Here is a 19,584-nt window from a genome sequence, read left to right as displayed (position 1 = left end):
GGGAAATTGTCCATTATATTTTCACAACAACATTTTCGTTACCGACAATTTCACGAAGTGCTCCTAAGCATTCTTCACTTGGATGAATTGATAAACTTCGAGATAATTGTACCATTTTATGTTCCTGTTCATAATAAATTAGTACTTTCACAAAACCTGAATAGTCAAACAATACTTTTGTAACTTGATTTACAAGCTTTTTTTCATATTGAGACGGCAATTTCACGTAAACAGATGCCTCTTTCATTCCTTCATAAACATCCATTTTTTCTAGCGGATATAGTCCATTCACGATCCATTGCAACTTATGATTTCTTTGCTCAATCGTACCATCAACTAAAACAATTTCCCCTTCTTGTAACCTGTGTGAAAAATGTATATACGTTTCTGGAAAAATGACGGCTTCCATTTCATCATTTTGATCACAGAATGTAATAAACGCCATCTTTTGCAACTTTTTCGTACGAATAACTTTCACACTTGTTATATATACGATCGCTCTTTGTACTTTTTTCTTATGTCGCATCGCCTGAGCAAGAGATGGGATTTCTAATTCTTTTCCTAACTCCGCATACTGCGCTGTCGGATAGCTAGATAAATAAAAACCGAGTGCTTCCTTCTCCTTATTTAACTGTTCAATAAAGGATAGCTCTTCTCCTTGTACATATTTTGATTTCGGAACAGCATCCCCTAAATCAAAGTCACGTGCAAGATTTGCATACTCTAACGCTCCTTTAAGACTTTTCCATAACGTCGTCCTCGAAACACCAAAATCGTCAAAACATCCAGACCAGACAAACGCTTCTAAATTTCGCTCTGTTACAAATTTTGATGGCATACGAAGACAAAACTCAAATAAATCTTCGAACATTTTTTCCTCTCGTTCTTCGAGTAGCGCAGTCACGGTAGCCATTCCGATATTCCGAATCGAAAGTAAACTATATCGAATCGCATTCCCTTCTATTTGGAAGTTGTAACCACTTCTCTGAAGAGACGGCGGTAAAACGTGAAAACCTTTCCGCTTCGTTTCTCGTACATACTGCACAATCTTATCTTCATTTCCAATTGCGCTTGATAATAACGCAGTCATAAATTCCAGCGTATAATTCGCTTTTAAATATGCAAGCTGGTATCCGATCATACTGTAAGCTACAGCGTGACTTCGGTTAAAACCGTAATTCGCAAATCTTACAATTAAATCGTAAATTTGTTCTGAAGATGTCTCATCGTATCCGTTTTCCAAACAACCTTGAACAAAGTGCTTGCGTTCTTGATCTAAAATATCACGATTCTTTTTACTCACAGCACGGCGCAGTAAATCCGCTTCTCCAAGCGAAAATCCAGCTAACTTCGATGCGATTTGCATTATTTGTTCTTGATATACAATTACGCCGTATGTTCGTTCTAAAATAGGCTTTAAGTCCTGATGTAAATATTCAATTCGTCTTTCCCCATGCTTCGATTCAATAAAGGTTGGAATTTGTTCCATCGGTCCTGGTCTGTATAAAGAGTTAACAGCAACTATGTCTTCAAATTCATTCGGTTTTAACCCGCGAAGTACATTTCGCATACCACCTGATTCAAGCTGGAATACACCTGTTGTATCCCCTCTTCCTAACAATTGAAACGTCTTTTCATCTTGAAGAGGTAAATTTCTTATATCAATTTGTTTCCCAGTTTTTTTAACAATAAACTTTATAATATTTTCAAGTAACGTTAAATTACGTAAGCCTAAAAAATCCATCTTGAGCAATCCAAGTTCTTCTAGTGCATCAGCTGGATATTGCGTAACATAAACATCGTTATGCCCTTCTTGAATCGCTATACTTCCCGTTAACGGTTCTTGGCTCATTATAACGCCAGCTGCATGAATAGACGTATGACGCGGTAATCCCTCTACACGTTTTGCAATTTCAAACACACGCTCATGCAAAAGATTCCCTTGTATAAACTCACGGAGCGATTGCGATTCCTCATATGCATCTTTTAACGTTATACCAAGCTTTGATGGGATAAGTTTTGAAAATATGTCGATATCTCTTGGCGGGAGCCCCATCACACGAGCAATGTCTCTAATTGCGGCTTTCGCTGCGAGAGTTCCGAACGTTACAATTTGAGCAACACGAAGCTGACCATATTTATCTTTCACATATCGAATCATCTCATCACGTCTTATATCTGGAAAATCAATATCAATATCTGGAAGTGTCACACGTTCAGGGTTTAAAAACCTTTCAAATAATAAGTCATATTCAATTGGATCAATATCTGTAATTTCCAATACGTAAGAAACGAGTGAACCCGCTGCCGATCCACGGCCTGGCCCAGTTAAAATCTGATTTTCATGTGCATATTTCATAAAGTCCCATACGATGAGGAAATAATCACTAAATCCCATACGAGAAATCACATGTAATTCATGATTCAAACGCTGTATATGCACTTCTTTCGGCGTACCATATCTTTTACTTAAGCCTTCTTCACAAACACGGCGCAAATACGTATCATTCGTCTCGTTAGATGGAACAGGAAACTTCGGTAGTTGATTTACATGGAAAGGAATTTCTACTTGGCAACGTTCCGCGATTGTTATTGTATTTTGAATCGCTTCCTCAGCATGAGAAAATAGTGCTTCCATTTCATCCGATGACTTTAAATAATACTGATCCGTTTTCATTCTCGGTCTATCTGGATCAGTCATTTTCGTTCCGCCTTCAACAGATAATAAACATTCATGAACAAGTGCGTCACTTTGATTAATATAGCGAACATCATTTGTTGCAACGACTGGAACGTTTACCTTATTAATAAATTCAGGCAGTTTTTCTTGTAAAAGTAGCTCATCTTGAATCGCATGATGCTGCAAACTTATATAAAAATTGCTGAACATATTTTGATACGTATGAGCTACTTCTTCAGCCTGACTCTCTTTGTCTTCTAATAATAACTGCTCAATTTCTCCGTCCTTCCCTGGTGAAATTGCAATTAATCCTTTCGCATAATGAGCAAGCCACTTCTTCGGAATACCTTCTTTTGACTTCGTCATAATGCTGCTAGAAATCTTTAATAAATTTTGATAGCCTATTTCATTCTCAGCAAGTAAGACGAGTGGATAAGACCTTTCTTCTTCTTCACTAAAAATAGAAGCTGTTAAGCCGATAATAGGATGTATACCATGTTTCTTGCATGCTTTATAAAACGGAATAACTCCATACATGACATTTTCATCCGTAATAGCCAGCGACGAAAATCCAAGCTCTTTCGCCCGTATAACAAGCTCTTCAATTTTACAAGCACTTTTTAATAAACTAAAAACGGTTTGACATTGTAAATGCACAAACTTCACTGTTGTACCCTCTCTTTACCTATCTGACTACTTTTATTATAGGTGATGAGGAAAGCGGAAATCAAAACATACTTCTCATACTTTGTCCATATATATGAAGAAGAAAGGGGAATGACGATGGATGTAAGAGAACATACTTTTTTCTCTCTGCTTATTATTAGTTACTTTATTGCCTTTGGAGTTATACTTGGTGGTTCATTAATTGGCGGATTTGGTGCATTTCTCATCGGAAAACCAGCTCTAACCTATATTAGTCAATTTGCCCAAAATTTAAGGATTTGGGCACTCGTTGCAGCAATTGGCGGAACGTTCGATACCTTTTATAGCTTTGAAAGAAGCTTCTTTGGCGGAGATATGAAAGATATCGTAAAACAAATTCTCCTTATTTTTTTTGCAACTGGCGGTATGCAAACTGGTCTTATTATTATTAAATGGCTTACACAGGAACATGTATGAGGGTACCGAGTGCCAATACAGCCAAAAGGTGGTATTTAGTTTTAGCTGGCGCTGCTGTTGGAGGAGTGTTGAGCTGGTTTGTTTTTTTGTACATATACGGTGTTTTTCAGCAGGAACAAGCTAGTAAAATAGCAGAACAAAGGGAAATCATCGAAAAACAAGAAGCAAAACTCCACGTCCTTCTCGAAGACCAAGAGAAATTGAACACAGAAAATAAACGACTCTTAACAATTCAAGAAATCAAAATAAAAATTATAAATCGAAAAAAATATGATTTAGACAATCTTACACTTGAAAACATGACCACTTCTATCCATAATGATCTCCAGCATCTTTTAACGAAAAACATTCAAAGCATCGCAAAAAATAAAGACCTACTCAAAAAAGTCATCGAAAATAAAACGTACAAACATTACGATCGTATATACCGCTTTAAAGTAGATACAGTCTCTTTTGATACCGTACTTGAAATTAGTATTGATATAGAGAAAGAAAAATAAAAAAGGAGGGCCTCAGCGCCTCTCCTTCTCTTTCGTTCAACATACAACTTCTTATTTACACAGCTCACGTAAATCAGCAAAAAGGCGATCCGCTTCTTCCCAAGAAGATGCTTTTGCACCAGAAGCCATCGGATGTCCTCCGCCATTATATTGCATTGCTAATTTATTAATAACTGGTCCTTTTGAGCGAAGACGAACACGAATAACATCATCTTCCTCTAAAAATAGAACCCATGCCTTTAATCCATCAATATTACCAAGCGCCCCGACAACACCAGATGCTTCAGTAGAAAGTACATCAAACTCTTCTAGTACCTCTTTCGTTAATTTAATGTATGCTGCGCCTTCTTCTATCATCGTGAAATTTTGTAAAATATAACCGTTTAAACGAGCAATCTTTTCTTTTGTCTTATACATTTCATTGTATAAATCTGTGAATTTCACGTCCATATCAACAAGCTCACTTACGTAACGAAGTGTTTTCGCTGTTGTATTTGGGAATAAGAAACGACCTGTATCACCGACAATACCCGCTAAAATCAGGCGAGCTGCTTCCTTTGATATCGTTAATCCTTTATCTTTTCCATAACTGTAAAACTCATAAATCATTTCACTTGTAGAACTAGCTGTCGTATCCACCCACGTAATATCTCCGTACGGGTCTTCATTCGGATGATGATCAATTTTAATTACCATCTTTCCTTTTGCATAACGTTGATCACAAACACGCTCTTGATTTGCTGTATCACAAACGATAACAAGTGCATCTTCATATACACTATCTTCAATATCATCCATTACTCGTAAAAACGCTAAAGAAGGCTCGTTGTACCCAACCATATAAATATTTTTCTCTGGAAACGATTCTTGCAGAATTGTACCAAGTCCGCACTGAGAACCTAACGCATCTGGATCCGGACGTACATGACGATGAATAATAATTGTATCAAACTCTTTAATTGCTCCTAAAATTTGCTCATGCATATGTATAATCTCCTTTTTATCCAACTTCTTCATTTTATCCCGCATTAACGTGTAAGTAAGACTCCCACCTCAAAAGTATTAAAAACAATGGGGCAAAATTAATTTGGAGCCCGGATGCACGTAAAAGCCCGATTGGTGAGGGCTAATAATTAGTACGTGGGATCTCCCCACACTAATTAAAGTTTCACTTTATCCCCCCATTATAACGGAAAACATTTCATACATGCGAACAATTGCTTTATAATAAAAATTAGAAAGTTTAGATTTTTCTTTTTTCTAAAATGTTATTTTTATACCAATCGATGGGAGCGTGTATTATGCCAGTATTCGTCTTTTGTATTATCATCTCATTTGTGTTGTATCTCTTCTACAAAACAAAGTTCTTTCGTACAAACCGTCCAATGGAGAAAGGTTGGCTCTCAGGAAAATCCGCAATGGCACTCGGCTTATTCGTCCTATTCTTTGGGATAAACCAATTCTTTTTAGAACTTTCAACTGCACGCATTATCGTTGGTGTTTTGTTTATTTTACTTGGCAGCGCGAGTACATTTAATGGATTCCGCCAATATAAACATTTTCTACCATTAGCAGTCAAAGAAGCCGAATCTTATAAAACAACGTAAAAAAAGCATCAATATTGTGATGCTTTTTTACGTCCCTTCACTTTCAAAATCATATATGCAACAAACGCAGATGGTATATTAAAGAGATTACCTTGCACGTGAAAATGTAATTGTTCTTCTTCAAAAGACATCTGTTTGTATAATTCTTGCTGAGATAATCCTGTTCTTTTCTTTTTTTCATGCAATCCTTGTAAATATAAATATTGAATTGGTATCATCACAAGAAAGTAAAAGAGTGCGATACCACCAAAAAAGAGTACTTCTGATGACATATGGCATACCACCTTCCGACATCTATTATCTTATAATACAGTTATAACATAGTATGACTTCTAATTAAATTAATATTCTGTTTTTTAACCATATAATTACGTCTCCTCATATATATCCTGCTATTTCTTTCCCGCTAAAACACTTCCACATCTTTAGTAATAACTTCAAAACCAAATAAAGTGAAACTTTAATCAGTGGGGGTTTTGTCCATCCCCCACTGATTATTAGCCTTCACCAATCGGGCTTTTACGGGATAAAACAAAAAAAGATGGAACAAACCAAAGCGATTTGTTCCACCTTTTTATTTATCGATCAATTGCACCATAAGTAACGCTTTCCCGACAACATTACCTTCATGATGCACTTCTACATCAACCTTACCAAATTTACGCCCAATTTCTAATACTTTCGGATGAACTGATACAACATTATCAATTTGAACTGGCTTTACGAAATAAATAGTTAAGTTTTCAACAATTAAATCGCTCTTCTTCTGCGCACGAATGACGCGGTTTGTTGCTTCTGTCACAATTGTTGTGAATACACCGTAAGATAACGTCCCGATTGAATTCGTCATTTGTGGCGTCACTGAAAATTGATACAAATGCTCATTTTTCGCTTCTTTCGGCGTCATAAATTGATTCGTTACAATGTCATCAATTGTTTCGCCAACTTGCGGTTGACGTTGAATCATTTGCAGCGCCTGAAGTACATCTTGACGACTAATGATCCCTTGCAATTTATTCCCTTCTTCCACAACAGGAAGCAATTCAATACCTTCCCACACCATCATACGTGCTGCAGCTGCAACAGACATTTTTCCGTTTACCGTAATCGGGTGCTTTGTCATCACTTTATCAATTGGTGTTTCTTTCACGACACCAATCATATCTTTTGAAGTTACGATACCTAACACCTTTTTATTTTCATCAACAATTGGATAACGTCCATGCATAGTTTCTTCATTATACGCATGCCATTGCTGTACTGTATCATTTGGCTTTAAATATAACGTTTCTTCAATTGGCGTTAAAATATCTTCAACGAGTACAATTTCTTTCTTGATAAGTTGATCATAAATTGCACGGTTAATTAAAGTCGCGACCGTAAATGTATCATAGCTACTCGAAATAATTGGAAGCTTTAATTCGTCTGCTAATTTCTTCACATGATCTTCCGTATCAAATCCGCCCGTAATTAACACTGCTGCCCCAGCTTCTAGTGCTAATTGATGTGCGTTCGTACGGTTACCGATGATAAGTAAATTCCCTGCTTCTGTATAGCGCATCATCGCTTCTAATTTCATAGCCCCGATTACGAATTTATTTAATGTTTTATGTAGCCCTTCTCTGCCCCCAAGTACTTGACCATCGACAATGTTAATGACTTCTGCATATGTCAGTTTTTCGATATTCTCTTTCTTTTTTTGTTCAATTCGAATTGTTCCGACACGTTCAATTGTACTAACATACCCTTTATTTTCTGCGTCTTTAATTGCACGGTAAGCTGTCCCTTCACTTACACTTAAATCTTTCGCAATTTGCCGCACAGAAATTTTATGCCCTACTGGCAGGCTATTAATATGTTCTAAAATTTGATTATGTTTGGTAGCCAAATGGTTTCACCATACTTTCTTTTCCCTAAATTCTTCATGTGTTGTATTTTCAGTATACTATATTTTCAAAACTGTTACACTCTCTCTTTGTATGTCTGTACTATTTTTTTTATAACAAAATGCTCCTTACATTCCACCAGTCACTCTATTACAACAATGTAATGCTGTTGTCATCTCGTTCGATAGTTTGTCCACTCGATTCCATATACAATTAAGACAAGAAATGAAACAAAGGAGCGAATACATGATGAAAAAATTTTTAGAGGTTGTAGGTGCTGTATTTTTAGCTTTCGTAGATGGGAAAAAAGTTGCAATGGAGTTGAATGAAACACCCGAACAGCCACTTCCAAAAAGAAAAGAATCACCTAAACAAGTGCAAACTTTAAAAACTATACTACACACATAAAAAACCCTTCACTTGTCATTTCAAATGAAGGGTTTCTTTTTTATAGTGTAATACTTTCTCCAGCTTCTAACACTTTCCCTGTACAATTTTGTAGCTTTTCTACAAATTGATATGGATCTTGTTCAATAACTGGGAACGTATTGTAATACATCGGTACAACTGTTTTCGCCTCTATCCATTTTGCCGCTAACACAGCATCTTCTGGCCCCATTGTGAAATTATCACCAATTGGTAAAAATGCTACATCAATATTATTAAGTTCTCCAATTAACTTCATATCAGAGAATAAAGCAGTATCTCCTGCATGATATACCGTTTTCTCTTCTGCTGTGAACAAAATACCAGCTGGCATACCTGTATATGTAATCGTCTTATTTTCTTCATCAATATAACTAGAGCCGTGGAATGCTTGAGTGAATTTTACTTTTCCAAAGTCAAATTTATGTGAACCACCAATATGCATTGGATGTGTATTTACACCTTGCCATCCTAAAAATGTCGCTAATTCAAACGGTGCCACAACGACCGCATTATTTTTCTTTGCTAACGCTACTGTATCGCCGACATGATCACCGTGTCCGTGCGATAAAATAATCGCATCAACTTTTACATCTTCAGCCTTTAAATCTGTTTTCGGATTTCCTGTTAAAAACGGATCAATTAAAATAACTTTTCCATTCGTTTCAATCTTTACAACTGAATGCCCGTGATAAGATACTTTCATCATTACATTCCTCCCCTATTCACATTCTCACTTTTTATTCTACATGATTTCTCAATTACCTGTCTTTTCTAACATCGATTTACTTGTCATAACGCTTTCATCCGATGTAAAGTTATATTTGTAATTAAATATCTCGGGGGTGCCAATCGATGAATGCTAGATTAGAAAATTTAATGCAATGGCTAAAAGAAAAAAACGTAGAAGCTGCGTTCTTAACTTCTACACCGAACGTTTTCTACATGACGAACTTCCATTGTGAACCACATGAAAGACTACTTGGTATGTTTGTATTCCAAGAAAAAGAACCTATTTTAATTTGTCCTAAAATGGAAGAAGGCCAAGCGCGTAACGCTGGCTGGGCACATGAAATTATCGGATTTACTGATACTGACAGACCATGGGATATGATTGCAAAAGCAATTAAAGATCGTGGTATTGATGTAAATGCAGTTGCAATTGAAAAAGAGCATTTAAACGTAGAGCGTTACGAAGCATTAACAAAATTATTCCCAAATGCAGCTTTCAAATCAGCTGAAGAGAAAGTTCGCGAGCTTCGCTTAATTAAAGACGAAAAAGAACTTTCTATTTTACGTGAAGCAGCTAAAATGGCAGATTATGCTGTTGAAGTTGGTGTAAATGCAATTAAAGAAAATCGTAGTGAGCTAGAAGTATTAGCAATTATTGAGCATGAATTAAAAACAAAAGGCATCCATAAAATGTCATTCGATACGATGGTATTAGCAGGTGCAAACTCTGCTCTTCCACACGGTATTCCGGGCGCAAACAAAATGAAACGCGGCGATTTCGTACTATTTGATTTAGGTGTAATCATTGAAGGTTATTGCTCTGACATTACACGTACAGTAGCATTTGGTGATATTTCTGAAGAACAAACGCGCATTTACAACACTGTACTTGCTGGACAACTACAAGCAGTTGAAGTATGTAAACCAGGCGTTACATTTGGTGCAATTGACAACGCTGCTCGCTCTGTTATCGCAGATGCAGGTTACGGAGACTTCTTCCCACACCGCCTTGGTCACGGACTTGGAATTAGCGTACACGAATTTCCAGATGTAAAAGAAGGCAATGAGTCTCTATTAAGAGAAGGTATGGTCTTCACAATCGAGCCAGGTATTTACGTACCAAACGTAGGCGGCGTTCGTATTGAAGATGATATTTACATCACAAAAGACGGATCAGAAATCTTAACGAAATTCCCGAAAGAATTACAATTTGTGAAATAAGAAAAAAGGCAGCGTAATTGCTGCCTTTCCTATTTCTCTACTATTTCAAATTTCTCTACAATCATTTTTGCTGGATAGCTTTCAAGTATTTGAGAAGACCATACTTTTATTTTATCCCCTGTTTTTAATTGATCATATGCGTTTTTATCCTTAAAGCTCAAGACTGTATCTGATGCGTGTTCTTTATTTATTTGTTGTTCTATATAATTTTGCAACTCTATTTTGGTTTCAAAGGCTTTATCACTGACAAAGTACGCCGTTTCGTTTCTGACTATTACATAGCCTTCTTTTACTCCTACTTGCTCTACTGTTTTCGGAGTACACGCTGATAATATTATTAGAAACACACCTAAAAATAAAATACTAATGAAGAAGAACATGGCTTTCCTCATAACGACGCCTCCCATATCGAGTCATTCAAAAGAAATTATTTCTTGTCTATTCCTTCCATGCATTATACCATTAATATGCAGAATTTTCTAAATCAAGGAGGTTTATATGTTACAACAACAGTTAGAAGAAATTCGTAATAATAATTACGTAATCAATGGTGCACTCAATATTGATTCTTTAAGTTCCAATATGCTGGAGCATATCGGTGTTACTGATAGCAATTTAAGGGACAAACTCATTTACTCTACTTTTTATCATCTAATCAAGAAGGACTATATTTCACACACCCACTTACAGAAACTATTATTAGAAAGCATCAGTGAAAAATATTTATTTTATAAGATTCATTCGGATGACGACGATGCTGTATTTACCCGTGCATTTACAACATTATTAATCGCACTCATTATTGATGCTGATACAAATCATAATTTCTTATCACAGACTGATATTTTAAATGTGAAGGATAAATTAATTCTATATATGAACAAAGAACAGGATTTCCGTGGGTATGTGCAAGACCAAGGCTGGGCACATAGTATCGCTCATGCTTCCGATACATTTGAAGCGCTTGTTAATAATCCTAAACTAGGAGCTTCACATTACGAAGAAATACTACAAACTTTATTAAACAAAGTCTGTGTCCATTCCATCTATTACAAATATGAAGAAGATGAGCGTCTCGTTTATCCGATTGTTGCAATGCTACAAAATAGCTTAGAGGAAAAAGTACTCATATTAGCCCTTCATAATTTAGTAGCTCAATTACAAGTTCAAAAACCAACACTACATATTAAATCGTATGAATTTCTATACGGAAATATAAAATCTTTCTTGCGCAGCTTATTTTTCAAATTACGTGCAATGTCTATATGTAAAAAAACTGAACGTGAAATTGAAAAATTACTACAAGAACTTCATAAATATTATTACTAAAAAAGAAGGCCACTCAAAAAGTGCCTTCTTCTATTTCACTAATATTTAATTGAAATTTCACGATCCAAACTGAGAAAAGGTGGACAAGAAACGCAAACACCATACATGCTCCACTTAAAAAAGTTAATATAGGATGCGAATACATGTGCCCTAAACCATAGGATATCACCACGAGAAATATTGTTATGTAAATATAAATTGCTCCATGTATTTGCTTCATATTAGCCTCCTTTTCCCATATTATAACATAAGTTTTCTGATTATTCACATTAATTAACTGTAATTAATATTTCTCGACTGTTACACCTCTAACAGCCGCCTTAATAAAGTGACACTTTAATCAGTGGGAGGGTTCATTCCCCACTGATTATTAGTTGAACCAATCGGGCATTTACGGGCAGTTGATCTCCCACCTAACTTCTTTGCTCCAGCCGAACTCTAAGGTGGGAGTCTTACTGCCCGTTAATGCGGGATATATGGTACTCCTTGTAAACCTTGTAAATCCTCTGTTTTTCCGGTTACGACTACACCGTATATTGGTAAGTCTTTCGGTTTGGTGTTTTTTATTTCTTTATAATATTGTTCAAAATAATCACTTGGTATACCTTCACTATTTTTTGCTAAATACTTCATTTGGCACAGAAACTCTTTTGAGTTTCTTATTAAATCGCTTTTTACGTCTTCTTTTGCTTTTGCATAAATTCCTTCAAATCCAAAAACATTACTAGCCATTTCAGCATTTAATATTGAACCACTTTTAGGATCTTTTAATCCTACATAAGAGTCTCTTTTCTAAAAAAAGTTTCTACACATAAAAAAGCACACCAAATTTGATGCACTTCTCATATAAATCTATTTTAACTTGGCATGGGGAGAAAAAAGAAGATCGCTTCTCTTTAAAATACTATTCTATTATTTCATCGCTTCCTTCACAACATCTTGAATCATAACGACTTCTGTTTTCATATCAACAGCCTGATCATCCTCATCAATACATTCATACCAAAACGCTAAATGCTTTTTATCAATTTCATAGTGAGAATTTTCGACAAGAGCCCCGCCTTCTCCTTGCACAGAATGCCAATATAAGTACTCTTCTCCATCTCTTATTTCCCGGAAAATTGTCTCTACATACATCTTTTCGTCGTTTAATGTCAAAAGCACTTCTTTCATATTATCATTAAGAAGCTGCATCCATTTATCTACACGATGACTTTTACCTGGCTTTACTTTGAATCTTGTTAATTCTACATTCATTTTTATTCCCCATCCAATCCCTTTATTTAAGTTTCAATAATTCTAAATCATCATAAAAACATTCATTAACAGCCATACATAACAATTTATTTCCTCACCAAAAAAGACCCTCCTCATAAAAGGAAGGTCTCAAATATATTTCTATTATGATAAAGCAGGAGCTTTTTCAAGAAGCTCTTTTGCATCAGCGTATTGTAAGCCGTGCGCTTCTGCAACTGCTTCGAATGTTACATAGCCTTCTAATGTGTTAATACCTTTTAATAATGCAGCGTTGCCTAGGCAAGCTTCTTTGTAGCCTTTGTTAGCAATTTGTACTGCATATGGTACTGTTACGTTTGTTAATGCAAGAGTTGATGTACGTGGAACCGCACCTGGCATATTAGCAACTGCATAATGAACAACACCATATTTTTCATAAGTTGGGTTGTCGTGAGTTGTAATACGGTCAGTTGTTTCGAAAATACCACCTTGGTCAATCGCGATATCTACAACGACAGAACCTGGTTCCATCGATTGAATCATTTCTTCTGTTACAAGTTTTGGCGCTTTTGCACCTGGGATTAATACTGCACCGATTACAAGATCAGATTCTCTTACAGCTTCTGCAATGTTGTACGGGTTAGACATTAACGTTTTTACTTGGTTTCCAAAAATGTCATCTAATTGACGAAGACGTTCTGCACTTAAGTCGATGATTGTTACATCTGCACCTAAACCTACTGCAATTTTCGCTGCGTTTGTACCAGCTTGACCACCGCCGATAATTGTTACTTTACCGCGTTTAACCCCTGGAACACCTGCAAGTAAAATACCTTTTCCGCCTTTGTTTTTCTCAAGGAACTGTGCACCGATTTGCGCAGACATACGACCTGCAACTTCACTCATTGGTGCAAGTAATGGTAAAGAACGATTGTCTAATTGTACTGTTTCGTATGCAATTGATACCACTTTGTTATCAATTAATGCTTTTGTTAATTCTGGCTCTGGAGCTAAGTGTAAATATGTGAATAAAATTAAACCTTCGCGGAAATAACCGTATTCACTTTCAACTGGCTCTTTTACCTTCATAACCATATCTTGATTCCATGCTTCTTCAGCAGTTTCAACAAGTTTCGCACCAGCTTGTACGTATTCTTCATCTGTAAAGCCTGATCCTACACCTGATCCTTTTTGAACAAAAACTTCATGACCATTTTGTACTAAATGTACAGCTCCCGCTGGCGTCATTGCCACGCGGTTTTCATTGTTTTTAATTTCTGTTGGAATACCGATACGCATTATTAGTTCCCCCTTGAGTTATGAAATGACCCCTGAATCATTTTTTAAAGCGCTTTCTACGCTCTTATATTCTAACATAATATCTCAATATTTTACAAAAAATAATACAAGTTTTCCGATAGATTTAATCTTACATTAAAGGACAGTATTATCCATACCTCTCAGTATAAAGGATAAACTGTCCAATTATTTAAAACTTCACTTTATTTAATTCTATCGATGTCTATGAATAACATCAACAGCGCCGGTTACTTCAATAATCGTACCAGTAATCATATCGGAATCTTCTTCACATAAAAACGAAATAGTTCTTGCGATATCTTCACCTGTTCCAGATCTACCAATCGGTGTGTTACTACCTTTCAGGTTTCGTGCTTCTTCAATCGTTGCTTCTTTCATTTCACCAATTATATCACCAGGGCAAACCATATTCGCAGTAATACCATATTCCGCCTCTTCGTAAGCTACTGTTTTCGTTAATGAAACAAGTCCTACTTTCGCAGCTGCAAAGGCTGAACGATAAATCCATCCAGGTGCGCTATCTGCTCCTTGAAATCCATAGTTAATAATACGGCCAAATTGCTGGTTTCTCATAATCGGTACGACAAGTTTTAATAAATGAAACACCGCTGTTAAATTACCCTGGATCATTTCATTCCATTCGTCTTCTTCGTAATCGACTAATTTTTTCCTTTCAAATACGTAAGGACCAGCATTATTAATTAAAAAGTCAATTTTGCCAAAACGGCTCATCGCTTCTTCTACTATTTTATGTAAATCTTCCTTTTTCGTGACATCAGCTTGCACGAACTGTAGACGTTCTTCCATATTTTCATATGTTTCTTTCATTGTTTCCATAGCAGTTATATCGCTATGATACGTTACTGTTACCGAATATCCTTTAGCCAATAACTTTTCTGTTACTTGCTTTCCTAAACCTTTCGTACCGGCTGTAATGAGCGCGTGTCTCACAAACATGCCTCCTTTTAAATTGCTATACTCCATATGTAACAAGTTCTCGCTCCAATTACAACTAAAATGAATTAAAGCAAAGTTTTCAAAATTCTGTAACGTTTCTAGCAAGCACATTACCAAAATTTGTTTTATAATAAAGTTGTAAACGGTAATAAAAATGAATTGGGAGGAATTTACTATGAATAATACATATACAAATATTTTAATCGCGGTGGACGGTTCTAAAGAAGCAGAAAAAGCCTTTAAAAAAGCAATTCAAGTCGCAAAACGAAACAATGCAACATTAACAATTGCTCATATCGTTGATGTGAAAGCATATTCCGCAGTAGAGGCGTATAGCCGCGCAATTGCTGAACGTGCTAATCTATTTGCAGAAGACTTATTAGAAGACTACAAAAAAACTGCGCTTGAAGCTGGCCTTGAAAACATTGAAACTGTATTAGAATTCGGTAATCCTAAATCTAAAATTTCAAAAGAAATTGCTCCAAACAATAAAGTGGATTTAATTATGTGCGGTGCAACTGGTTTAAATGCAGTTGAACGTTTCCTAATTGGTAGCGTCTCTGAACATATTATTCGCTATGCAAAATGCGATGTCCTTGTTGTTCGTGGTGATGAGGAGCAAGGTGATCTTTAATTCATAAATAAAACACCAAGTCCACATGGGCTTGGTGTTTTTCATTTCACAAACTTCACTATAAATACAAGACAAGCCACCACAACAACGGTAACTGCCAACACATAGGACGTAAGGAATTTCAAGGACCATAGCGCCATCATTATCGTCGCAACCGTTAAGTACGTTTACTTTACATCTTCTGTCATTTTTTTACGAAGTAAGAAAACATACACATAACCGATTGGCGGCGTAATTTTCCATTCCTTTCGCATTTCCTAACATTACACTAACATACATTTTTTAGAAATAGACGGACAAAATATATGTGTTTAGAAAAGGAGGATGCTACATGGATGATTATGAACGTATTATTTTAGATGTGAATGGTACAGAACTCGAAATGTTAAATACGATTCGCGAGCATTTTAAAGAAAAACATGGTGTGGAACTAAGTCACGGTGCATTACTTCGAGATTTGATGGATATTGAATACATTCGAATTACGGAAGATCGACACAAGTATGATTAATCGATGAAACTTTAAGCCTAGAACATATTGTTCTAGGCTTAATTACATCTATACGGAAAATGTTATAATTAGGAAAAAACATGAAGGATACCAAAATATGCATTCTGAAAATATCTCAAAATATTTTCACACATTACATGCGCAAAGAAACCAGTTCCTTCCTAAGCTTCATTCACTTTCACACGAACAACTATGGTATAGGAAAGAGGACGGAAAATGGTCTATTGGTGAACACTTTTATCACTTATATTTAATTGCAAGGATGCTAAAAGTAGCGATTAAATTCTCTTTCACTCTTATCCCTTATGCCAAACTAAGAAAAAACGCCCCATTTGCAACTGATATACATGACATTTATGCCGAATATAAAGAAAAACACGGCAAAGGAATGAAAGCTCCTTGGATTTTAATCCCTTCAAAAAAAGTCTATTACTCTATGAATGTAAACGAATTAGAAGAATTACTTTCACGTGAAACAGATGAAATAAAAAAACTAGTTCAAAATATAGAAGAAAATATTGCAGGACATATCGTATTTTTAGATCCAATCGCTCACTATCCTAACCTTATTCAATCTATCCAACTATTAGCGATTCATGAGAAGCATCATTTTATAATTATGAAATGATAGATACCTAAAAATTTAAATACAAAAAGGTAAGGTACTTTCTAAAAAAGCACCTTACCTTCTATATCATATATCATTTAACTTCCAACAAACTCTATGGCTAACCCCTTCGCCTTCTCCAAAGCTTTTTCAATTTGCTCAAACCCTGTCCCGCCAGCACTGTTACGACGCTTTACAGCTGCATAAGGTGAAAGAACTTCATATAAATCTTCTTCAAATAACGGACTCATTTCTTTATACGTTTCAAGTGGTACATCTAATAAGTAAATTCCTTTTTGTGTGCAATGTAGAACTAACTTCCCAACAATTTCATGGGCTTGGCGGAACGGCAGTCCCTTGCTTGCTAAATAGTCAGCAATTTCTGTTGCGTTAGAGAAGTCTTGCGTCACAGCTTGCCCCATTTTTTCTTTGTTTATGGTCATCGTTTCAAGCATGCCTGCCATAATATGAAGGCATCCTTCTACTGTTTTCACTGTATCAAACATTCCTTCTTTATCTTCTTGTAAGTCTTTATTGTAAGCGAGCGGTAATCCTTTCATTACTGTAAGTAAGCTAAATAAATTGCCATATACTCTGCCTGTTTTCCCGCGAATGAGCTCAGCCATATCCGGATTTTTCTTTTGCGGCATAATACTGCTTCCAGTTGCGTATTGATCGCTCATTTCAATAAATTGAAACTCTTGACTACTCCATAAAATAAGTTCTTCGCAAAAGCGTGATAAGTGCATCATAAGCATAGATGAGTTACTTAAAAACTCCAGTATGAAATCACGATCGCTTACCGCATCTAAACTATTTTCATAGATTCCATTAAATCCGAGAAGCTCCGCACTATACTCTCGGTCAATCGGGAATGTTGTACCAGCTAGTGCTCCTGCTCCTAATGGTGAAATGTTAATACGCTTTAACGAATCTTCATAACGATTCACATCGCGCTCTAACATCCAAAAGTAAGCAAGAATATGATGAGCAAACGATATAGGCTGTGCGCGCTGCAAGTGCGTATAACCAGGCATAATGGTTTCAATGTTATTTTCAGCTTGATGAACAAGAACAGTTTGCAATTGTTTTGTAGCTTTTATAATATCTTCTACTTTTTCTTTTAAATACAAATGCATATCTGTCGCTACTTGATCGTTACGGCTTCGGCCTGTATGAAGTTTCCCTCCTACTTCACCGATTCTTTCAATTAACATCTTTTCAATATTTAAGTGAATATCCTCAGCTTCTACCGAGAAATTCAATTTATTTTCTTTCGCTTCCTCTAATAAATACTGAAGCCCTATCTTTATTTTCTCTGCTTCTTCTTTCGTAACGATGCCTTGCTTTGCTAGCATCGTTACATGTGCAATACTCCCATTTATATCTTGATTTACTAATTGTTGATCGAAGGAGATGGATGCTCCAAACTCCTCAACCCATGCTTCCGCTTCTTCTGTAAAACGTCCGCCCCAAAGTTTGCTCACGCTTCCACCTTCTTTTGATTCACTTGACTGTATACTTTTGTAGGTAAACCGAATAATGAAATGAAACCAACTGCTGCATCATGATTAAATTCATCCTGGGCAGTATATGTTGCAAGTTTTTCATCATATAAAGAGTACTCAGATTTACGTCCTTCTACAATCGCATGACCTTTAAATAATTTCACACGCACTGTACCTGTTACATTTTTTTGCGTTTCTTGTAAGAAAGCATTGAGTGCTTGTTTTAAAGGTGAGAACCATAAACCGTTATAAATTAATTCTGTTAGTTTTTGCTCAATCATCGGTTTGAAATGAGCGACCTCTTTCACAAGTGTTAAATCTTCAAGTTCTTTATGCGCTGTTATTAACGTCATTGCCGCTGGGCATTCGTACACTTCACGAGATTTAATACCGACAAGGCGATTTTCTACATGATCGATACGTCCAACACCATGTTTTCCAGCTAGGGCATTTAACGTTTTAATTAATTCTGAAAGTGAATATGCAGTGCCGTTTAAAGTCGTCGGTACTCCTGCTTCAAATCCGATTTCTACAAACTCTGGTTTATTCGGTGTATCTTCTAATGCTAATGTCATCTCGTATGCTTCTTCTGGCGGCGCCGCCCATGGATCTTCTAAAATCCCACATTCATTGCTGCGTCCCCATAAGTTTTGATCGATTGAAAACGGGCTATCTAAATTAATTGGAATCGGTATATCATTTTCTTTTGCATATGCAATTTCTTCTTCACGTGACCATTTCCATTCACGTACAGGCGCAATAACTTCTAAATATGGATTCAACGCTTGAATAGAAACTTCAAAACGAACTTGGTCATTCCCTTTCCCTGTACATCCATGTGCAACTGCACTTGCACCTTCCTGCTCTGCAATTTCTACTAATTTTTTCGCAATAAGCGGACGAGATAATGCAGAGACAAGAGGATATTTCCCTTCGTATAACGTGTGAGCTTGCATTGCTATCAATGCATATTCATTCGCAAATTCTTCTTGAACATCAATCATATATGATTTAATTGCTCCTACTGAAAGTGCTTTTTCTTTTACAAACGCTAAGTCTTTACCTTCCCCTAGATCTAAGCAAAGCGCTATAATATCATAATTCTTCTCTTGTAACCATTTAATTGCAACGGAAGTATCAAGACCTCCGGAATATGCTAATACAACTTTTTTCTTCTCCATTTTGCATCCCCCTAAAGAATAAATATTCATCTTTTCTTATAATAATTCAAACTTTATCACCTTTCATAAAATGAATCAAGGGGAATTTATAAAAATTTTTCAAACAATTTCGTCGAACTTCTTTCTT

General features: G+C 36.0%; 21 protein-coding genes and 2 pseudogenes. 9 read left to right on the top strand and 14 right to left on the bottom strand.

The features are described from left to right. Positions 1-13: 13 nt before the first annotated feature. Positions 14-3,346 carry a DNA polymerase III subunit alpha gene (gene dnaE, locus MKX77_RS01515; protein WP_341305639.1) on the bottom strand — a complete coding sequence of 1,111 codons (3,333 nt, stop codon included), beginning with the start codon at positions 3,344-3,346 and terminating at the stop codon, positions 14-16. Between the two features lie 42 nt (positions 3,347-3,388). Here dnaE and MKX77_RS01510 point away from each other — a divergent pair, with 42 nt between their 5' ends. Both MKX77_RS01510 and ytrI read left to right on the top strand, forming a co-directional pair. Next, the gene (locus MKX77_RS01510) at positions 3,389-3,802 is read left to right on the top strand and encodes a YtrH family sporulation protein (RefSeq protein ID WP_078172708.1); all 414 of its coding nucleotides are present in this window, start codon (positions 3,389-3,391) and stop codon (positions 3,800-3,802) included. Next, a complete protein-coding gene (gene ytrI / locus MKX77_RS01505; RefSeq protein ID WP_215554378.1) occupies positions 3,799-4,302 on the top strand; it encodes a sporulation membrane protein YtrI in 504 nt (167 codons plus the stop codon). The genes MKX77_RS01510 and ytrI overlap by 4 nt, the downstream gene beginning before the upstream one ends. Positions 4,303-4,353: 51 nt before the next feature. Here the strand turns inward: ytrI and MKX77_RS01500 are convergent, their stop codons facing one another. Beyond that, entirely contained in the window at positions 4,354-5,286 is a 933-nt protein-coding gene (locus tag MKX77_RS01500) for a DHH family phosphoesterase (RefSeq protein ID WP_341305638.1), read from the bottom strand. Positions 5,287-5,603: 317 nt separating this feature from the next. On the opposite strand from MKX77_RS01500, the gene MKX77_RS01495 reads away from it, so the two are divergent. Continuing rightward, positions 5,604-5,909, top strand: coding sequence for a YtpI family protein (locus MKX77_RS01495; protein WP_002088950.1), 306 nt, complete (start codon positions 5,604-5,606; stop codon positions 5,907-5,909). Positions 5,910-5,917: 8 nt separating this feature from the next. On the opposite strand, the gene MKX77_RS01490 is transcribed toward MKX77_RS01495, so the two are convergent. Further along, the gene (locus tag MKX77_RS01490) at positions 5,918-6,181 is read right to left on the bottom strand and encodes a DUF3949 domain-containing protein (protein ID WP_199671999.1); all 264 of its coding nucleotides are present in this window, start codon (positions 6,179-6,181) and stop codon (positions 5,918-5,920) included. A 302-nt stretch (positions 6,182-6,483) separates the two neighbouring features. Continuing rightward, on the bottom strand, positions 6,484-7,797 hold the full coding sequence (locus MKX77_RS01485; protein ID WP_341305637.1) for a DRTGG domain-containing protein: 1,314 nt from the start codon (positions 7,795-7,797) through the stop codon (positions 6,484-6,486). A 244-nt stretch (positions 7,798-8,041) separates the two neighbouring features. On the opposite strand from MKX77_RS01485, the gene MKX77_RS01480 reads away from it, so the two are divergent. After that, positions 8,042-8,203: a hypothetical protein gene (locus MKX77_RS01480; RefSeq protein WP_341305636.1), complete on the top strand. Its 162-nt coding sequence runs from the start codon at positions 8,042-8,044 to the stop codon at positions 8,201-8,203. Positions 8,204-8,243: 40 nt separating this feature from the next. Here MKX77_RS01480 and MKX77_RS01475 read toward each other — a convergent pair whose 3' ends face one another. Beyond that, positions 8,244-8,927 (bottom strand): metal-dependent hydrolase, encoded by a 684-nt coding sequence (locus MKX77_RS01475; protein ID WP_341307924.1) that lies wholly within the window; start codon positions 8,925-8,927, stop codon positions 8,244-8,246. Positions 8,928-9,076: 149 nt separating this feature from the next. On the opposite strand from MKX77_RS01475, the gene pepQ reads away from it, so the two are divergent. Then, positions 9,077-10,174 (top strand): Xaa-Pro dipeptidase, encoded by a 1,098-nt coding sequence (gene pepQ / locus MKX77_RS01470; protein ID WP_341305635.1) that lies wholly within the window; start codon positions 9,077-9,079, stop codon positions 10,172-10,174. A 29-nt stretch (positions 10,175-10,203) separates the two neighbouring features. Here pepQ and MKX77_RS01465 read toward each other — a convergent pair whose 3' ends face one another. Beyond that, positions 10,204-10,566 carry a DUF3221 domain-containing protein gene (locus MKX77_RS01465; protein ID WP_341305634.1) on the bottom strand — a complete coding sequence of 121 codons (363 nt, stop codon included), beginning with the start codon at positions 10,564-10,566 and terminating at the stop codon, positions 10,204-10,206. A 106-nt stretch (positions 10,567-10,672) separates the two neighbouring features. Between MKX77_RS01465 and MKX77_RS01460 the strand changes: the two genes are divergently transcribed. Continuing rightward, entirely contained in the window at positions 10,673-11,503 is an 831-nt protein-coding gene (locus tag MKX77_RS01460; RefSeq protein ID WP_341305633.1) for a DUF2785 domain-containing protein, read from the top strand. A gap of 13 nt (positions 11,504-11,516) precedes the next feature. On the opposite strand, the gene MKX77_RS01455 is transcribed toward MKX77_RS01460, so the two are convergent. The 5 genes and pseudogenes from MKX77_RS01455 to MKX77_RS01435 all read right to left on the bottom strand — a co-directional run bounded on the left by MKX77_RS01455 (position 11,517) and on the right by MKX77_RS01435 (position 15,043). Continuing rightward, entirely contained in the window at positions 11,517-11,723 is a 207-nt protein-coding gene (locus tag MKX77_RS01455) for a hypothetical protein (RefSeq protein WP_341305632.1), read from the bottom strand. Between the two features lie 242 nt (positions 11,724-11,965). Further along, positions 11,966-12,295, bottom strand: a pseudogene (locus MKX77_RS01450) (anti sigma factor C-terminal domain-containing protein); the annotation flags it as partial. A 120-nt stretch (positions 12,296-12,415) separates the two neighbouring features. After that, positions 12,416-12,760 carry a DUF6176 family protein gene (locus MKX77_RS01445; RefSeq protein WP_341305631.1) on the bottom strand — a complete coding sequence of 115 codons (345 nt, stop codon included), beginning with the start codon at positions 12,758-12,760 and terminating at the stop codon, positions 12,416-12,418. A 144-nt stretch (positions 12,761-12,904) separates the two neighbouring features. After that, the gene (ald, locus tag MKX77_RS01440) at positions 12,905-14,038 is read right to left on the bottom strand and encodes an alanine dehydrogenase (RefSeq protein ID WP_341305630.1); all 1,134 of its coding nucleotides are present in this window, start codon (positions 14,036-14,038) and stop codon (positions 12,905-12,907) included. Positions 14,039-14,251: 213 nt separating this feature from the next. Next, the gene (locus MKX77_RS01435) at positions 14,252-15,043 is read right to left on the bottom strand and encodes an SDR family oxidoreductase (RefSeq protein WP_341307923.1); all 792 of its coding nucleotides are present in this window, start codon (positions 15,041-15,043) and stop codon (positions 14,252-14,254) included. 148 nt (positions 15,044-15,191) lie between these two features. On the opposite strand from MKX77_RS01435, the gene MKX77_RS01430 reads away from it, so the two are divergent. Next, on the top strand, positions 15,192-15,650 hold the full coding sequence (locus MKX77_RS01430) for a universal stress protein (RefSeq protein WP_002112239.1): 459 nt from the start codon (positions 15,192-15,194) through the stop codon (positions 15,648-15,650). Between the two features lie 41 nt (positions 15,651-15,691). Here MKX77_RS01430 and MKX77_RS01425 read toward each other — a convergent pair. After that, positions 15,692-15,886, bottom strand: a pseudogene (locus tag MKX77_RS01425) (hypothetical protein); the annotation flags it as partial. 95 nt (positions 15,887-15,981) lie between these two features. Here MKX77_RS01425 and MKX77_RS01420 point away from each other — a divergent pair. Next, on the top strand, positions 15,982-16,161 hold the full coding sequence (locus MKX77_RS01420; RefSeq protein ID WP_002034316.1) for a hypothetical protein: 180 nt from the start codon (positions 15,982-15,984) through the stop codon (positions 16,159-16,161). Positions 16,162-16,258: 97 nt separating this feature from the next. Then, entirely contained in the window at positions 16,259-16,789 is a 531-nt protein-coding gene (locus MKX77_RS01415) for a DinB family protein (RefSeq protein WP_341305629.1), read from the top strand. 77 nt (positions 16,790-16,866) lie between these two features. Here the strand turns inward: MKX77_RS01415 and argH are convergent, their stop codons facing one another. Together argH and MKX77_RS01405 are read right to left on the bottom strand one after the other, a co-directional pair. After that, positions 16,867-18,255: an argininosuccinate lyase gene (gene argH / locus MKX77_RS01410; protein WP_341305628.1), complete on the bottom strand. Its 1,389-nt coding sequence runs from the start codon at positions 18,253-18,255 to the stop codon at positions 16,867-16,869. Continuing rightward, a complete protein-coding gene (locus MKX77_RS01405) occupies positions 18,252-19,457 on the bottom strand; it encodes an argininosuccinate synthase (RefSeq protein WP_215554394.1) in 1,206 nt (401 codons plus the stop codon). The genes argH and MKX77_RS01405 overlap by 4 nt, the downstream gene beginning before the upstream one ends. Positions 19,458-19,584 lie beyond the last annotated feature (127 nt).

The sequence above is a fragment of the Bacillus sp. FSL R9-9410 genome (genome assembly GCF_038050385.1).
GTDB classification, from domain to species: Bacteria; Bacillota; Bacilli; order Bacillales; family Bacillaceae_G; genus Bacillus_A; species Bacillus_A cereus_U.
The sequence above is the reverse complement of the archived record's forward strand: the minus strand, read 5'-3'. Positions and strand labels throughout refer to the sequence as shown.

Bases quoted from the DNA above. Each gene is read 5' to 3' on its own strand.
- ytrI (WP_215554378.1), top strand. From the start codon at position 3,799: ATGAGGGTACCGAGTGCCAATACAGCCAAAAGGTGGTATTTAGTTTTA.
- MKX77_RS01500 (WP_341305638.1), bottom strand. From the start codon at position 5,286: ATGCATGAGCAAATTTTAGGAGCAATTAAAGAGTTTGATACAATTATT.
- MKX77_RS01495 (WP_002088950.1), top strand. From the start codon at position 5,604: ATGCCAGTATTCGTCTTTTGTATTATCATCTCATTTGTGTTGTATCTC.
- MKX77_RS01490 (WP_199671999.1), bottom strand. From the start codon at position 6,181: ATGTCATCAGAAGTACTCTTTTTTGGTGGTATCGCACTCTTTTACTTT.
- MKX77_RS01480 (WP_341305636.1), top strand. From the start codon at position 8,042: ATGATGAAAAAATTTTTAGAGGTTGTAGGTGCTGTATTTTTAGCTTTC.
- MKX77_RS01475 (WP_341307924.1), bottom strand. From the start codon at position 8,927: ATGAAAGTATCTTATCACGGGCATTCAGTTGTAAAGATTGAAACGAAT.
- pepQ (WP_341305635.1), top strand. From the start codon at position 9,077: ATGAATGCTAGATTAGAAAATTTAATGCAATGGCTAAAAGAAAAAAAC.
- MKX77_RS01465 (WP_341305634.1), bottom strand. From the start codon at position 10,566: ATGAGGAAAGCCATGTTCTTCTTCATTAGTATTTTATTTTTAGGTGTG.
- MKX77_RS01460 (WP_341305633.1), top strand. From the start codon at position 10,673: ATGTTACAACAACAGTTAGAAGAAATTCGTAATAATAATTACGTAATC.
- MKX77_RS01455 (WP_341305632.1), bottom strand. From the start codon at position 11,723: ATGAAGCAAATACATGGAGCAATTTATATTTACATAACAATATTTCTC.
- MKX77_RS01445 (WP_341305631.1), bottom strand. From the start codon at position 12,760: ATGAATGTAGAATTAACAAGATTCAAAGTAAAGCCAGGTAAAAGTCAT.
- ald (WP_341305630.1), bottom strand. From the start codon at position 14,038: ATGCGTATCGGTATTCCAACAGAAATTAAAAACAATGAAAACCGCGTG.
- MKX77_RS01435 (WP_341307923.1), bottom strand. From the start codon at position 15,043: ATGGAGTATAGCAATTTAAAAGGAGGCATGTTTGTGAGACACGCGCTC.
- MKX77_RS01430 (WP_002112239.1), top strand. From the start codon at position 15,192: ATGAATAATACATATACAAATATTTTAATCGCGGTGGACGGTTCTAAA.
- MKX77_RS01420 (WP_002034316.1), top strand. From the start codon at position 15,982: ATGGATGATTATGAACGTATTATTTTAGATGTGAATGGTACAGAACTC.
- MKX77_RS01415 (WP_341305629.1), top strand. From the start codon at position 16,259: ATGCATTCTGAAAATATCTCAAAATATTTTCACACATTACATGCGCAA.
- MKX77_RS01405 (WP_215554394.1), bottom strand. From the start codon at position 19,457: ATGGAGAAGAAAAAAGTTGTATTAGCATATTCCGGAGGTCTTGATACT.